Below are 16,000 nucleotides of genomic sequence, written 5' to 3' on the forward strand. Positions count from 1 at the left end.
AACGGTCCGTTCTCTAGTTGGTCCGGACCATTTGGTCCTTCGGGTTCGAAGCGTCTGCCGTCGCCTGTTGGGGCGTCACCTTCGAACCGGGCCGCACGCGCATCAATCCGTTGACGATGATCGTGTCGTCGGCGGTCAGTCCGGCCGTAATGACACGCAAGCCGTCAATCACCGGACCGAGGGTCACGTATTTGGGCTTCGCGACGTTGTCCTTGTCGACGGCCAACACAAACTTGCGAACCTGCTCTGTGCCGATGGCATCGTCGGGAACGAGGAGCGCCTCTTCGGGCGGATGGGAAGCGATGCGGATGCGACCGAACATGCCCGGCGTCAGGCGGCCATCGGCATTCTTGAAGACGGCGCGGCCGCGGATCGTGCCGGACGACGGGTTGATGGCGTTGTCGACGAAGTCGATGCGGCCGTGATGCACGAAATCCTTGTCGTTGATCAGCTTCAAGTCAGCATCGAGGCTCAAGCCGCGATCGACGCTGTCGGCGCGCTTGACCGAGGCTGCATCGAGATAGCGGAGGTAAGACGCCTCATCCATCGTGAATTCGAAACGGATCGGATCGACGGAGACGATGGTCGCGAGCAAGGTCGTGTTGCCGCTCGTACCGCCGGTGACGAGGTTGCCGATGGAAACACGACGATCGCCGATGCGGCCGGAGATCGGCGCAGTCAGCTCGGTGAACTCAAGATCCAGCGACGCTTGACGTGTCGAGGCTTCCGCCGCCGTCACATTGGCCTGCGCGACGCGTTCGGCCTGCACCCGCTGATCGAGCGTCTGCTGCGTGATGACGGTCCCGACGGGCAGATTTTTGCCGCGTTCGAGATCGGCCTCGGCGAACGCCAAGTTGGCTTTTCCTTGCGCGATGGACGCCTGGGCCTGATCGAGCGCCGCCTGGAAGGGCCGACGGTCAATCGTGAAGAGCGGATCGCCGACTTTGACCATCTGGCCGTCGGTGAAATGGATCTTGTCGAGATAACCGGAGACACGAGCGCGCACCTCGACATAATCGAGCGCGACGAAGCGGCCGACGTATTCGTCATAGTCGGTCACGACCTTTTTGACCGGCTTGGCGACGGTGACCTGCGGCGGCGGCGGAGGCGCCGTCTGAGCGACGGACTTCTCCTCGCTGCACCCCGACATGGCTGCGGAAAGAAAGAGCAGAGCCGCGACGATGGGAGCGGATCTTTGGAACACGCTGTCTTTCTCCATCACGAAATTTTGCGTCAATGCATCAGCCGAGCGCTTCGGTTAACTCGTGGCATTGAACGTCAGATTCTACGGCGTCACCCACACGGGCGGGCTCGCCGATATAATTTACTCGGACCCCACCCTATGGAGCGCAAGCGCTGAACAACCGAATGACAGGTCCAGGGAGTCATGATAGCGAGTCCCCGACGCAGTTACCGATCGGTAACACAGCTAACGACGGCTAACTTTTTCGTCAAGAGGGCGATGGGAACCACCCTGGACAAGGACGTGCGCAATTTCAGCGAGTTGCGCTCTGAAATCAGCGCGATCCTGGCCGGGAAGCCGCCGCGCGAGCGAATTTTGCTTGCGGCACGTGAGCTTTTCTATCGGTTCGGCGTGCACATCGTCGGCGTCGAAGCCATCGCCGAGACCGCCCTTACGAACAAAATGACGCTTTACCGGCACTTTCGTTCGAAGGACGACCTCATCGTCGCTTACGTCGAGCAGCTGGCGGGAGAAAATGTCGAAATCCTGGACCGCCTTCTGGGCGAAGGCCTTGGTACGCCCGAACAAAAGCTCACCGCTTGGATCGATCATGTCGAAGATGTTCTATCCAATAAGAGTGAGCGTGGGTGTGCGCTCGCGAACGCCGCAGTGGAGCTCGATCCCGGACATCCGGCACGCGGGGTGATCGAAGCCTATAAGCGGCGGAAGCATGACCGGCTCGTCGAAGTCTTCCGCGCTGCACGCTATCGGGAGCCGGAAAGGCTCGCAGACGAAGTCTTCCTGCTGTTCGAAGGGGCTCGCATCAGCCTGCAGTGCGGCGGCGCCGGACCGGCGTCGCGTCTCGTTGCCATGCTGCGCAGCCTTCTCGCCGCCAGCCCCCGCGATGCTGCAAAATAATCGCCGAACGCCGACGGCATGCTCATGCACTAGGCGCCGTGCTCAAGTGATTAGCAGAGCTCCGCGCAAACACCGCGATAAAATCACGTATTTTCGACGAATATGAACTGGCACAGCTTGTGCAGCGCAGCGATGCATAACGCCTCTAGGGTTCCGGCTTTTCCAAGTGTCAGGTCCGAGAGAGGCTCTCCCGCCTCGCGAGCAGCGCGGCGGAGCCACGGCGGGATAAAAGCCCGGGAGACCTACACCGCGAGTTGCTTCGGCTCTCGAACGGACAGGCCTCCCTCTGTGCGCATTTTCCGCGCGTATTCGAGGATCCCCGCCCGCTTCCTGAACCGGCGCCCTTGCGGTCTGATTTGAGTGACCAGCACAAGGACAGGGGTCAGCAATGCGCTATTCCGTCACGACAATTCTGAAAGCTGTGATTGGCGCCGCGGCCGTGATGGGGTTTGCCCTATCGCCGGCCAACGCCGCCGAGAAAAAAGACTTCAAGGTCGCCTGGTCGATTTATGTCGGCTGGATGCCGTGGGGATACGCGGCCGATTCCGGCATCGTGAAGAAGTGGGCCGACAAGTACGGCATCAACATCGAAGTGAAGCAGTTCAACGACTACGTTGAATCGATCAACCAATACACGGCCGGCTCTTTCGATGCCGTGACCGTTACGAACATGGACGCTCTTTCTATTCCGGCAGCAGGCGGCGTCGATACGACGGCCGTGATCGTGGGTGACTTCTCGAACGGCAACGACGCGATCATCCTGAAGAACAAGGACAAGCTCGCCGACATCAAGGGACAGAACGTCAATCTCGTGGAGTTCTCGGTTTCGCATTATCTGCTGGCCCGAGCACTGCCGACCGTCGGGCTCGCCGAAAAGGATCTGAAGGTCGTCAACACGTCCGACGCCGATATGGCAGCAGCTTACAAGACGCCCGACGTGACAGCGGTCGTGACCTGGAAGCCGATCGTCTCGACGATCCTGGAATCGCCTGACGCGCACAAGGTGTTCGACAGCTCGCAGATCCCCGGCGAGATCATCGACCTGATGGTCGTGAACACAAACGTCCTGAAGGACAATCCGAAATTCGCGAAGGCGCTCGTCGGCATCTGGTACGAGACGCTGGCAGCGATGAAGGACGGAACCACGGCGAAGGAAGCGATGGCAAAAGCTTCTGGCACCGATCTCAAGGGCTTCGATGAGCAGCTTGCGACGACGATGCTCTTCTCCGCGCCGAAGGACGCCGTGGCCTTCACGACGGGCGAGCAACTCAAGAAGACGACGGAACTCGTCTCGAACTTCCTGTTCGAGAAGGCGCTGCTCGGCAAGGACGCGAAGTCGGCCGGCGCGATCGGCGTCGAATTTCCCGACAAGACCGTCTTCGGCGACAAGGGGAACGTGAAGTTCCGCTACGACGCGTCGTTCATGAAAGAAGCGGAAGACGGCAAGCTCTAGGCTCGCACACGTCTCATCCCACAATAATCGCAGGAAGGCGGATGCATGCGCGCCATAAACTATCGTCCTGACAGAACGTGGCGGCTTGCGCTTGCCCTCCTGCCATTCGCACTTCTAATTCTGGCCTACATGATCGGGTCAGGCATCCGACTGGCGGAAAACCCGAACGACAAGCTGCTGCCGAGCTTCTCGAAAATGGGCCAGGCCATCGACGACTATGCACTGAAGCCCGACGCGCGCACCGGCGACTATCTTTTATGGGAAGACACGACCGCGAGTTTGACGCGGCTCGTTACGGGTCTTGCGATCTCAACGATCATAGCGCTGGTTCTCGGCATCGTGCTCGGCTTACTGCCGGTCGCAGGCGCAACGTTCGGGCCGGTCATTGCCGTCTTATCTATGGTGCCGCCGCTCGCCTTGTTACCTATTCTTTTTATCATCATGGGCCTCGGCGAAGCTTCAAAGATTACACTTATTGTCGTCGGCACGTCGCTGAAGCTGATCCGCGACATCGCTTTGCGCGTCGAAGACATTCCACGCGAGCAGCTGATCAAAGCGCAGACGCTCGGCGCATCGAGCATGCAGATCGCGCTGCGTGTGATCCTGCCGCAGACACTGCCGCGTCTCCTCGACTCCGTGCGCTTCGAGATCGGACCAGCGTGGTTGTTCCTGATCGCGGCCGAAGCCATCGCGGCAGATGCCGGCCTTGGTTATCGCATCTTCCTCGTGCGCCGCTATCTCTCGATGGATGTGATCCTGCCGTATGTCGCGTGGATCACCTTCCTCGCCTTCCTGATGGATCTTGGTTTGCGCATCCTGCAACGGAAGGCTTTCCCGTGGTTTGCTCAAGCGAGGGCTCAATGAGCGCAATTGTCTTCGATAAGGTCTGGAAGGAATACGGCGATCACGTCGTTCTGGAACAGATCGATCTCAGAATTGCGCCGCGTGCCTTCGTGGCGCTCGTCGGTCCGTCGGGCTGCGGCAAGACCACGTTTCTGCGCATGCTGCTCGGAGAAGAGAAGCCGACGCGCGGAAAAATCACGGTCGCCGGTCAACCTCTGAAGCCCGAGCCTGACGCAGATCGTGGTGTCGTGTTTCAGCGCTATTCGGTGTTCCCGCACCTGACAGTGCTCGGCAATGTCGTCATCGGGCGGGAATTTGAGAAAAGCGGCGGCCTCGGCCGACTGTTCGGTCCGAAGCGCAGACAGGCTGAGGAAGAGGCTCGCGAGTTGCTCAAGGCGGTCGGGCTTTCGGGAAACGAGAAGAAATATCCGTCGGCGTTATCGGGCGGCATGCAGCAACGCTTGGCGCTCGCGCAGGCGCTGATGCGGCGGCCGAAGATCCTGCTGCTCGACGAGCCGTTCGGAGCGCTCGACCCCGGCATTCGCGCCGACATCCACGTTCTGATGCGCCGCATCTGGAATGAATCGGAACTGACCGTCGTGATGGTCACGCACGATTTGCGCGAGGCCTTCGCGCTCGGCACGCGCATCATCGCCTTCGAACGTACGCGTGATCGTCCCGAAGAAGCCGAGCGCTATGGCGCGCGCCTGTCGGCCGACATCACGCCGGGCATGAACGGCGTCGTGTTGCCCCAGGGCGCGACCATCACCAAGGACATCGATATTTGGCCGCCGAAAATCGCGGGGTCGCCCGCCATTCCGGCGGATGGCGGGCATTCGGAGTCGCGTTCGTAAGACGACATGCCTCCGCCAGGGACGACCCTGGCGGCTATGACCAACCCGGGACGGCCCGGACCGGCACGCAAAGAGTGGAGTGCTCTTGCGTTGGGAGTCGACGATGGGAAACCTGATCTATACCGATACGCTACCGGGCGGTAAGCACTGGTCGTTGCTTATGCGGCGCAATATGCGACTGCGGCTGACGGACGTCGAAGGCGGCGCCAATATCGGCATGCTGTTCTACAATCCGCAAAACCTTCTGGAGCGCTACAACGCGCCCGATACGCTCAAATGTCAGCACACGTTCAAGCTGACGACGGGTCATTGCCTCTACTCCGACATGGGGCGCATCTTTTGCTCGATCGTCGGTGACACGTTTGGCTGGCACGACACTGTCTCGGGCAACACGACGAAGGCCACCGTCACGCGCAAGTGGGGTGAGAAGAGCTATCAGGCCGCGCGCAACGACTGGCAGCAGAATGGCCACGACAGTTTCCTCGTCGAAGGTGCGAAATACGGCCTGACGCGGCGCGATCTCGCGGCGAACGTCAACTGGTTCAGCAAAGTCGTCGTCGCGGATAGTGGTGCGATGTCGCTCGATTCCGCTGCGGCGAAGGCCGGTTCGCAGGTCGAGCTGCGTTTCGAGATGGAAACGCTGGTGCTGTTCCACACCTGCCCACATCCGTTCAATCCTGCCAACAGCTATCCGCGCAAAGCCGTGGGATTCGAAATTTTCGAAGGGCCGCCAGCTGCCGATGACGACCCAGCGCGCCTCTCGCGCCCCGAGAATGGCCGCGGCTTCGAAAACAACCGGATCTTTCTCGCCAGCTGCTGCGAGGAGGCACACTGATGATCAAAGAAAGCACCTTCCGCGATGCCGATGCGATCTATCGGCGTGTCGTTCCGGCTGGCGACTACTGGATGCACGTCGTCCGTGAGGGTGAGACGTTTCGCATTCTCGATCTCGAAGGCAACCAGGCCGCCGATACGCTGTTTTTCAACGCCGATAATCCCGGCGAGCGTTATTCGGCATCCGATACGATCCGCGAGCAGGGCAACATTTATCTGACGGCGGGAACGGTTCTGCTGTCGGACCTCTGCCGGCCGATGCTGACGATCACGGCCGATACCGTCGGCCGCCACGATACACTCGGCGGAGCGTGCGCGACCGAGAGCAACACGGTCCGCTATGCGCTCGAAAAGAAATCGATGCATGCTTGCCGCGACAGCTACATGCTGGCGATTGCGGAGAACGAGCAGTACGGACTTTCGAAGCGCGACATCGGCCACAACATCAACTTCTTCATGAACGTTCCCGTGACGCCCGACGGCGGCCTGACGTTCGAGGACGGGCTGTCGGCGCCCGGCAAGTATGTCGAGATGACGGCGCACATGAACGTCATCGTGCTGATCTCGAACTGCCCGCAGCTCAACAATCCGTGCAACGCCTACAATCCGACGCCGATTGAAGTGCTCGTCTGGGCGAAGGGGGCGTAACGCAGATGTTTCGCAAAGTTCTGATCGCCAATCGCGGCGCGATTGCCTGCCGGATCATCCGGACGCTCGACCGGATGGGCATCGCGAGTGTCGCCGTCTATTCGGAAGCGGATCGTCATTCTATGCACGTCATGCAAGCGGGAGAGGCCGTCGCCATCGGCCCCTCGCCTGCGGCCGAAAGCTATCTGAAGTATGACGTCATTCTTGATGCTGCGAAGAAGACGGGCGCCGAGGCCATCCATCCGGGTTACGGCTTCTTGTCGGAAAATCCCGATTTTGCGGAAGCCTGCGAAAAAGTCGGCATCGCATTCATCGGCCCTAAGGCGCGGCACATGCGCGCCTTCGGCCTGAAGCACAAAGCGCGCGAGCTGGCACTCGAAGCTAACGTACCGCTGGCGCCGGGCTCAGGGCTTATTCGCGATGTCGAGCATGCGAAAAGCGAAGCCCAGCGCATCGGCTATCCGGTGATGATCAAGAGCACGGCGGGCGGCGGTGGCATCGGCTTGCAGCTCGTCTCGTCCGCCGACGAGATTGCGCCGATGTTTGAGCGTGTCGAGCGTCTCGCTCGTAACAACTTCAAGGACGCTGGCATCTTCCTGGAGAAGTATGTGGCGCGCGGGCGGCACATCGAAGTGCAGATCTTCGGCGATGGCAAGGGCAACGTCGTCTCGCTCGGCGAGCGCGATTGCTCGGCACAACGGCGCAATCAGAAAGTCATCGAAGAGACGCCTGCTCCCGACCTGCCGGAGGCAACGCGCACGGCGCTTTGGGACACGGCGCGGCGTCTGTGCCAGTCGGTGAATTACGAAAGCGCAGGAACGGTCGAATATCTCTACGACGCTGAGACAAACGAATTCTATTTTCTAGAAGTCAACACGCGGCTTCAGGTCGAGCATGGCGTGACGGAAGAAGTCTTCGGCGTCGATCTCGTCGAGTGGATGGTGCGGCAAGCGGCGAACGAGTTGCAGCTTCCTGCCCAAGCGACGCTTTCTCCAAAGGGTGCGTCGATTCAGGTTCGCCTTTATGCCGAAGATCCTGGCCGCGATTTCCGGCCGAGTTCGGGACGTCTCACGGAGGTCACCTGGCCGCCTGAGACACGCATCGAAACGTGGGTACAGAGCGGATCAGAAGTCTCTCCGTTTTACGATCCGATGATCGCCAAGATCATCGTCAAGGGCGCATCGCGTGAAGAAGCGCTATCTCGATTGCAGACTTCGCTCGATGCGACGCGCATCGGCGGGCTTGAAACCAACCTCGATTATCTGCGTCAGCTGTCGCGCTCGGAGGTATTCGGCACCGGTCAGATGCTGACGCGCACGCTGCAGACATTCGTCTACAAAGCGGAGACAATCGAGGTTCTCTCCCCCGGCACTCAGACGACGATCCAGGATTGGCCGGGACGCGTCGGCTATTGGGCCGTTGGCGTACCGCCTTCGGGGCCGATGGATCCGCTGTCGCATCGTCTCATCAATCGCCTGCTCGGCAACGATGAGAACGCGGCGACGATCGAGACCACGCTTTCCGGCCCGACGCTGCGTTTCAATACCGACACGACCGTTTGCCTTGGCGGCGCCGAGCTTGCCGCAACGCTCGATGGCGAGCCGGTGGCTTATTGGCAACCATTCGCCGTCAAGGCTGGGCAAGTTCTGAAAGTCGGCGGCGTTAAAGGTCCTGGCGTGCGCGCGTATATCGGCGTTCGCGGCGGCATCGATGTTCCGAACTATCTCGGCAGCAAATCGACATTCACGCTCGGCAAATTCGGTGGCCACGGCGGCCGCGTGCTGATGACCGGGGACGTGCTGCATGTCGGCACGGAGGCGAGCCAACCGCCGGTGCCCGGCCTTTCTGCCGACCTCATGCCAACGCTGACGCATACCTGGGAGATCGGCGTTCTCTATGGGCCGCACGGCGCGCCGGACTTCTTCGCGCCGGAGTACATCGACACGTTTTTCTCGGCAGATTGGGAAGTCCATTACAATTCGAACCCGACCGGCATTCGCCTGATCGGACCGAAGCCCGTGTGGGCGCGGACCGACGGCGGCGAAGCGGGACTGCATCCAAGCAACATTCACGACAATGCCTACGCCATCGGTGCGGTCGACTTTACGGGCGACATGCCGGTGATCCTCGGCCCCGACGGTCCGTCACTCGGCGGTTTCGTCTGTCCAGTGACGATCGTGCAGGCGGAACTTTGGAAGATGGGGCAATTGCGCCCTGGCGATAAAGTTCGCTTCGTGCGGTTGACGCCCGCAGCCGCTGCGGCTCGACTGGCAAAGCAAGCGGCGGAAGTCGCGTCGCTGAAGTCCATCGCCGCACCCTCGTTTCCGAACGGCAAGTGGGGCGCCGATGATTGCGTGATCGGTAGCCGTGAAGCGTCGGGCGACAACCCGCGCGTCGTCTATCGCCGTGCCGGCGACGCCTACATGCTCGTCGAATACGGGCCGATCATTCTCGACTTCACGCTGCGGTTCCGCGCACACGCTCTGATGACGGCGCTCGAACGGCGCAAGCTTGCCGGCATTCTCGATCTGACTCCCGGCATCCGTTCGCTGCAGATCCATTACGACGGTACGACGTTGCCGCTGGAAGATTTGCTGGCGGAGCTCTCGGCCATCGAAGACACGCTTGGCGATCTGAGCGATGTCGAGGTGCCGTCGCGCATCGTTCATCTGCCGCTGTCTTGGAATGACCCGGCGGTGCAGAAGACAATTGATAAGTACATGCAGGGCGTTCGGCCGGATGCGCCGTGGTGCCCGTCGAACATCGAGTTCATCCGGCGGATCAACGGCCTCGATTCCATCGAAGATGTTCTTCGCATCGTCTTCGACGCGACGTATGTCGTGCTCGGCCTTGGCGACGTCTATCTTGGCGCGCCGGTGGCGACGCCGTTCGATCCGCGCCATCGCCTCGTGACCACGAAGTACAATCCGGCCCGGACGTGGACGCCGGACAACGTCGTCGGCATCGGCGGCGCGTACATGTGCATCTACGGCATGGAGGGACCGGGCGGCTATCAGCTCTTCGGGCGGACGTGCCAAGTCTGGAATACCTACCGGACGACGAATGCTTTCGAGGCCGGTTCGCCGTGGCTGTTGCGCTTCTTCGACCAGATTCGGTTCTATCCAGTTTCCGGTGAAGAGCTTCTGGCCTTCCGCGACGGGTTTCTCGAAGGTCAAGTGGACGTCAAAATTGAACCTTCGACGTTCAGTCTGAAGGACTATCAGGCGTTCGCCGCCGAAAACGCCGAGACGATTGCGGCTTTTAAAGCGCGGCAGCAGGCGGCTTTCGAAGCGGAGCGGGCGCGTTGGCAACAGAGCGACCAGGAAGGGGCGGCTAGCTCGGCCGACACCTTCGAGGACCATGACGCCGATGCCGCGTTGCCGCCGGGGGCGACTGCGGTAGAAAGTCCTGTGCCGGGGAGTGTCTGGAAAGTCCTTGTCGAACCGGGTACCGCGGTTTCCGAAGGCGAGACATTGATTATCGTCGAGTCGATGAAGATGGAAATGGCCGTTCCTGCGCCGACCAGCGGCGTCGTTCATGAGGTTCGATGTGCCGAAGGTCGGCCGGTTTCGCTCGGACAGACACTCGTCATCTTGAAAGAATTGCAGGCGGAGGCGACGGCGTGACTTTATCGCTCGATATCGGCCATCTGACCGCGCTCTATGAAGCGAAGAAGATTACGCCGGAAGCCGTCATCGACGAGATTTACGCGCGTATTCAGGCCAAAGGCGTGCAGCCCGACTGGATCACGCTGGTCGACAAGGAAGCGGCAAAGGATCGAGCGCGGCGCATCACGCAAGGACCGCTCTACGGCATCCCGTTCGCCGTCAAGGACAACATCGACGTCGCCGGACTTCCGACAACGTGCGCCTGCCCTGCCTTTGCGTACACACCGGAGCGATCGGCGACCGTCGTCCAGAGGCTCGAAGCCGCCGGTGCGATTTTGATCGGTAAGACCAATCTCGATCAGTTCGCGACGGGCCTCAACGGAACGCGCTCGCCCTATGGCATCCCGGCGAGCGTGTTTGACCCGGAGTATATTTCCGGAGGATCGAGTTCAGGTTCGGCTGTCGTCGTTGCGGGCGGTCTCGTGTCGTTCTCGCTCGGCACGGACACGGCCGGATCGGGACGTGTGCCGGCTGCCTTCAACAACATTGTCGGACTGAAGCCGACGAAAGGCCTGATCTCGACGCGTGGCGTCGTGCCAGCCTGCAAAAGCCAGGACGTGGTTTCGATCTTCGCCCTGACAGTTGCGGACGCTGCCAGGGTTGCCGAGACCGCCATTGGGTTCGACAAGGACGATTGCTTCTCGCGCGCCGATGCGCCGCCGTTCACGGTCGAGAGTGTCGGGCGCCCTTTGAAGGTCGGCGTACCGAATTCGCCCCTTTCGTTCTTCGAGGACAGCGAATACCGCCGGCTCTATCTCCATACGATCGATCGTCTCGCGGGCCTGGGCGTCGAAATCACGCCCTTCAACTACACGCCATTTCGCGACACGGCGGCGATGCTCTATGACGGACCGTGGGTCGCGGAACGTTTGTTCGCCACCGAAGATCTGGCCGAACACGACCTTAATCCGGTGGTCGCCGATATTGTTCGCGGCGGCAAAGCCAAGACCGCGCTGCAAACCTTCGAGAGCATGTATCGCCTCGCCGAGCTTCGTCGCGCTGCGGACGCCGAATGGAAGCGCATGGACGTCATGGTCCTGCCGACGGCCGGCACGACGTACAAGATCGCCGACATGCTGGCCGATCCGGTCCGGCTCAATTCGAACCTCGGGGCCTATACGAACTTCGTCAATCTTCTTGATCTTTCGGCGCTCGCGGTTCCGGCCGGATTCCGCGAGGACGGCATTCCGTTCGGCGTGACCCTCATCGGCCGGGCGTTTGCCGACGGCAAGCTCGCGACGATCGGCGATGCCGTGCACCGGGCACTGCTCGATGCCAAGCTCGGCGCCACCGACGCAGCATTGGGCGATACGATGCGGGTCGCGGTTCGTCCGGCCAAGAAAAAGACCGTGCAGGTCGCCGTCGTCGGCGCGCATCTCAGTGGGCAGCCGCTCAACAGCCAGCTGACAGAGCGCGACGCCATCTTCCGCGAGACATCGCGAACTGCTGCCGGTTATCGGCTCTATTCCTTGCCGGGGACAACACCGCCTAAGCCGGGACTCGTTTATGAAGGCACCGGGCCGGGCGCGATCGAGGTCGAGATCTGGGAAATGGATGACGCCGCCTTCGGATCGTTTGTGGCGTTGATCCCGGCGCCGCTCGGCATCGGAACGCTGGTGCTCGAAGACGGGCGGCGCGTCAAAGGCTTCCTGTGCGAAAGCCACGCCACTGTCGGCGCCGAGGACATTACGAATTTCGGCGGCTGGCGCGCATGGCTTAACCGGACGGCCGTGGCTTGACGCGGCCTCCTCTCGATCTAATTAGTAACGAATGGAGGCAGTTAGGCGTATTCTTAATAGAGGATGCGCCGTACTTTCGCGAAAAAGATGGCCCGGTCTTCCGGGTTGATGTAGTATTTCATTCCGAATTCGGCATTCAGTGCGCATGAAAGACCGCCAAAAGGCGGCAAGCGAGGAAACGATGCGGAAAACTGCAAGCGGACTTTTGGGATCCGCTATTTTGATCGCCGCGATGAGCGTCAGCGCTCTCGCCGCCGATGATGGAAGCCCCACTGTTAACAACCCAGGCGCATGGACAGACATTCGCAAGGATGCTTTCGGCTCGCGCGAAATTCTGGATGGTGCAGGAAAAATTACGCTTGAGGCTCCCAAGCGCGCCGAGGATGCGGCGACCGTCCCCATTACCGTACGCATGCCGGCGCCGTTCGCCGCTGACGTAAAGTCGCTGACCCTAGTCATCGATCAGAATCCGTCTCCGGTCGTTGCGACGTTCAACTATGGCGACGCGGCGGGAACAGGTGAGCGTATGCTCGCGACGCGTGTGCGCATCGACCAATACTCGGACGTTCGCGCTATCGCGGAAACGACCGACAACAAACTCTATATGACGACCGTCTTCGTGAAGGCATCAGGCGGCTGCTCGGCACCCGCGAGCAAGGACCCAGAAGAGGCCGCCAAGGAGATGGGTAAGATGCGCGTCAAGACGGCGGCCGGCAAAGAGGACGGCAGCGAGGTCGCGCAGGTGATGCTCAAGCATCCCAATACGTCCGGCATGGCAATGGATCAGATCACGCATGCGTATCCGCCGGCGCGCTTCATCGACAAGCTGTCGGTGACGACGGGCGGCAAGCTGATCTTTTCGATGGAAGGCGGCATCTCTATCAGCGAAGATCCGAACTTCCGCTTCACATACCAAGGCAACCCGGCGGACAAGATGGACGTCAAAGCCGAGGATTCGGAAGGCACGCAGTTCAGCGGTCATTCGACGCCCAGCCAGTCCTGACGCTCACGACCCGCGAGACGGCCGCGTGGCCGGAAAGCTCACAGAAACTGATTTGAAGCCTGTTGCGGGCGGTGGTCTTCTAGATCGCCGCCTTTTGCTCAAGGGCGGCATGGTTCTGGCTTCGGCGCAAGCAGCGGGTTCACTGTCGGCCGCCGAGACGAAGAATGCAGCGCCGCTCGATCCTGCCGATCCGCCATGGTTGCACCATACCGGCGGACCGTTCACAACGTATGGCCTGCCTTCGAGATACGAAAAGTATGTCATCCGCAATATCGGCGGCAATCGAACGCCTTCGGGCGATGGCGTTTCGTGGACGCCGCTGGAGGATCTCGCAGGCATCGTGACGCCGAGCGGGCTGCATTTCGAACGCCACCATGACGGCGTTCCAGATATCGACCCGGCGCTGCATCGGCTCGTCATTCACGGCCTTGTCGGTAAGCCGCTGGAATTCACGGTCGAGGATCTCCTGCGCTATCCGATGCAGTCGCGCTTTCTCTTCATCGAATGCGGCGGCAACAGCAACGCCGGTTGGCACTCGGAACCGATCCAGCGCCCGGTGGGTGCATTTCACGGCCTCGTTTCATGCTCGGAATGGACCGGCGTGCCATTGTCGATCTTACTTGATGAAGCGGGCGTCGACGCGACCGCCTCATGGGTGATCGCGGAAGGCGCGGACGCCGGATTGTTGAATGTCAGCCTGCCGCTGTCGAAGCTTGCCGCCGATGCCATGCTCGGCCTTTACCAGAACGGCGAGCGGCTGCGCCCGGAGAACGGTTATCCGCTACGCCTGATCGTGCCGGGTTGGGAAGGCATTACGAACGTTAAATGGCTGCGGCGGTTGCACGTCACGGATCAACCGGCAATGACGCGCAATGAAACGGCGAAATACACGGAACTGCTGCCATCCGGCAAAGCGCGGATGTTTACGTTCGTCATGGACGCGAAGTCGCTCATCACGTCACCATCGCCGGGGCAGAAGATGTATGGCCCGAACATTTATGAAATTCGAGGGTTAGCCTGGAGCGGTCGCGGCAGAATAGCGAAAGTCGAGGTTTCCGCCGACGGCGGCAAGACGTGGGCTGAGGCGCATCTGCAAGAGCCGGTCATGGCGCGTTGCTTCACGCGCTTTCGCGCTCCCTGGGCGTGGGACGGCAAGCCCTCGATCCTCAAGAGCCGCGCAACGGATGAGACGGGCTACGTTCAGCCGGAGCGCGATGTCCTGGTAAAGGAGCGCGGGCGAGAAGGATATTTTCACTACAATGCGATCGTCAGCTGGGCTGTCGACGAGGATGGCGAGATCACGCATGTCTATGCTTAGACATATCGTCATCGTGCTCGCCGCCGCAGCGCCGTTCAATGCGGTGGGCGCGGCGGACGCCAGTAAAGTTGCAGCGCCGCATCTCGGCAAGACCATGACGGCCGCCGAAGCCGCCGCGTGGAATCGGACGATTTTCCCCGACGGACGTGGACTTCCACCGGGGCATGGAACGGCCAAGGAAGGCCGGGTGCTTTATGCCGAAAAGTGCGCGCGATGCCATGGCGCGCACGGCGAAGGCGCGACCGCCGAGGATCTTATCGGCGATCCGACGCCACCGACGCGCGATGATCCAAACAAAACCATCGGCGCTTATTGGCCGTTCGCGACGACGATCTTCGATTTCATTTCGCGCAGCATGCCGCCAGCAGCGCCGGGTTCCCTCTCCGCCGACGAAACGTATGCGATCACCGCTTATCTGCTGGCAGCAAACAAGGTCATCGGCGAAAGCCAAGTGATCAATGCGGAGACGCTTCCGAAAGTCGAAATGCCGAACCGAAACGGCTTCATCTGGATCGACGTCAAGAAAAAGAAATGAGCATGGCGATCACGGCAACGCCGTGTCGTAGCTGAAACGGGTAGCGACCCAGTCGAGCGTTTCGCCGAGCTGCGGCCTGATCGATTTCAGATAGGCGATGCGGTTGGGATCACTTCTGTATTTGTTCAGTGATCTGGTATCGATGCCGCGCAATCCGTGCATCGCGGATTCAGCCTTGCCGGATGGCTTGAAGACTGAGGCAAGCTCGCTGGCTGGCGTTCCGACTTCGAGTCCGAGTTCATCGGCAAGCTTTTTCTGAACACCCGCTGCGTCGGTCGCCAAGTCTTCGTAACGGACGACGCAGAAGTTTTGTCTGTCATCGTCGACTGCTGCCCGCAGCGCCGACATCTCGCCGAGCCATCGTGCGACGTCGATATGATAAACGTGCGTGCTCGTTGGATTGTGGCTCGTCAGAACATCGAAGGGATGCCGGATTGCGTAGGCAATTTTGATGCGCGCAGGGATCTGCGATAGGCGTTCAAACGAGACGTTGTTGCGCTTCAGAACGAGCGTCCGTCCGGTCGTCGTCAGCTGTGCGAAGAGTTCGACCGGAACTTCCTTGGCAACGACGCAAGTGTCCTTGAACGTCGACATGAGCCCCGTTAACAACCAGGTACCGGAGCGGCCGCACCCCATTACGAAGACACGATCTATCGGGCGATGTTCGTCGATCCGATCAAGGCGGGCGTCGAGAGCGCCTTTCCCAGTAAATGCCGCCACATCCTTCTTCTTCACACGAAAACTCAACGGCTGAAGGCGTGCTTCACACGATGTATGGAACCGCATTGCGCCAAAGTACATCAATCCCCATGCGATGAGCGGATTGCTCCACGCGACCATCAGTCCTCCGATGATTTGCTGCCCGTCAGAGACTTGATCGAAATGTCAGAAACGAGGCGATCATCAGGCGACGCGCGGTCCCGCCCACCGCGACAGAATACCAATTTCGCTTCCGAGATCAGCAAGATAGCCTATGCCTCACGGATAGCTGTTCGCTGCACTCG

At 60.6% G+C, this 16,000-nt stretch carries 13 protein-coding genes and 1 riboswitch; of the genes, 11 read left to right on the forward strand and 2 right to left on the reverse strand.

Going from position 1 to position 16,000, the window contains the following annotated elements; all coding sequences use genetic code 11:
- Positions 1-13: 13 nt before the first annotated feature.
- Entirely contained in the window at positions 14-1,204 is a 1,191-nt protein-coding gene (locus RLW41_RS21820) for an efflux RND transporter periplasmic adaptor subunit (RefSeq protein WP_414462858.1), read from the reverse strand.
- 258 nt (positions 1,205-1,462) lie between these two features.
- On the opposite strand from RLW41_RS21820, the gene RLW41_RS21825 reads away from it, so the two are divergent.
- The 11 genes from RLW41_RS21825 to RLW41_RS21875 all read left to right on the forward strand — a co-directional run bounded on the left by RLW41_RS21825 (position 1,463) and on the right by RLW41_RS21875 (position 14,996).
- Positions 1,463-2,101 carry a TetR/AcrR family transcriptional regulator gene (locus tag RLW41_RS21825; protein ID WP_409560080.1) on the forward strand — a complete coding sequence of 213 codons (639 nt, stop codon included), beginning with the start codon at positions 1,463-1,465 and terminating at the stop codon, positions 2,099-2,101.
- 134 nt (positions 2,102-2,235) lie between these two features.
- Positions 2,236-2,343: riboswitch (guanidine-I (ykkC/yxkD leader) on the forward strand.
- A gap of 200 nt (positions 2,344-2,543) precedes the next feature.
- Entirely contained in the window at positions 2,544-3,554 is a 1,011-nt protein-coding gene (locus tag RLW41_RS21830; RefSeq protein ID WP_409563271.1) for a putative urea ABC transporter substrate-binding protein, read from the forward strand.
- A gap of 45 nt (positions 3,555-3,599) precedes the next feature.
- The gene (locus RLW41_RS21835) at positions 3,600-4,418 is read left to right on the forward strand and encodes an ABC transporter permease (protein ID WP_409560081.1); all 819 of its coding nucleotides are present in this window, start codon (positions 3,600-3,602) and stop codon (positions 4,416-4,418) included.
- Positions 4,415-5,251, forward strand: coding sequence for an ABC transporter ATP-binding protein (locus RLW41_RS21840; RefSeq protein ID WP_414462859.1), 837 nt, complete (start codon positions 4,415-4,417; stop codon positions 5,249-5,251). Before RLW41_RS21835 ends, RLW41_RS21840 begins: the two co-directional genes overlap by 4 nt.
- 103 nt (positions 5,252-5,354) lie before the next feature.
- Positions 5,355-6,086, forward strand: coding sequence for an urea amidolyase associated protein UAAP1 (locus tag RLW41_RS21845; RefSeq protein WP_414462860.1), 732 nt, complete (start codon positions 5,355-5,357; stop codon positions 6,084-6,086).
- Positions 6,086-6,733, forward strand: coding sequence for an urea amidolyase associated protein UAAP2 (locus RLW41_RS21850; protein WP_414462861.1), 648 nt, complete (start codon positions 6,086-6,088; stop codon positions 6,731-6,733). The genes RLW41_RS21845 and RLW41_RS21850 overlap by 1 nt, the downstream gene beginning before the upstream one ends.
- 5 nt (positions 6,734-6,738) lie before the next feature.
- Entirely contained in the window at positions 6,739-10,359 is a 3,621-nt protein-coding gene (gene uca, locus RLW41_RS21855; RefSeq protein WP_414462862.1) for an urea carboxylase, read from the forward strand.
- The gene (gene atzF / locus RLW41_RS21860) at positions 10,356-12,140 is read left to right on the forward strand and encodes an allophanate hydrolase (protein ID WP_414462863.1); all 1,785 of its coding nucleotides are present in this window, start codon (positions 10,356-10,358) and stop codon (positions 12,138-12,140) included. Before uca ends, atzF begins: the two co-directional genes overlap by 4 nt.
- A gap of 181 nt (positions 12,141-12,321) precedes the next feature.
- Positions 12,322-13,143: a quinoprotein dehydrogenase-associated SoxYZ-like carrier gene (locus RLW41_RS21865; protein ID WP_414462864.1), complete on the forward strand. Its 822-nt coding sequence runs from the start codon at positions 12,322-12,324 to the stop codon at positions 13,141-13,143.
- Between the two features lie 25 nt (positions 13,144-13,168).
- Positions 13,169-14,461, forward strand: a complete 1,293-nt coding sequence (gene soxC / locus RLW41_RS21870) for a sulfite dehydrogenase (protein ID WP_414462865.1) — start codon at positions 13,169-13,171, stop codon at positions 14,459-14,461.
- Positions 14,448-14,996 (forward strand): c-type cytochrome, encoded by a 549-nt coding sequence (locus RLW41_RS21875; RefSeq protein WP_409560089.1) that lies wholly within the window; start codon positions 14,448-14,450, stop codon positions 14,994-14,996. The genes soxC and RLW41_RS21875 overlap by 14 nt, the downstream gene beginning before the upstream one ends.
- 9 nt (positions 14,997-15,005) lie before the next feature.
- Here RLW41_RS21875 and RLW41_RS21880 read toward each other — a convergent pair whose 3' ends face one another.
- Positions 15,006-15,836, reverse strand: a complete 831-nt coding sequence (locus tag RLW41_RS21880; protein WP_414462866.1) for a hypothetical protein — start codon at positions 15,834-15,836, stop codon at positions 15,006-15,008.
- Between the last annotated feature and the right edge of the window lie 164 nt (positions 15,837-16,000).

Origin of the sequence: Hyphomicrobium sp. DY-1 (assembly GCF_047497105.1) — a bacterium.
Classification (GTDB): Bacteria; Pseudomonadota; Alphaproteobacteria; order Rhizobiales; family Hyphomicrobiaceae; genus Hyphomicrobium_B.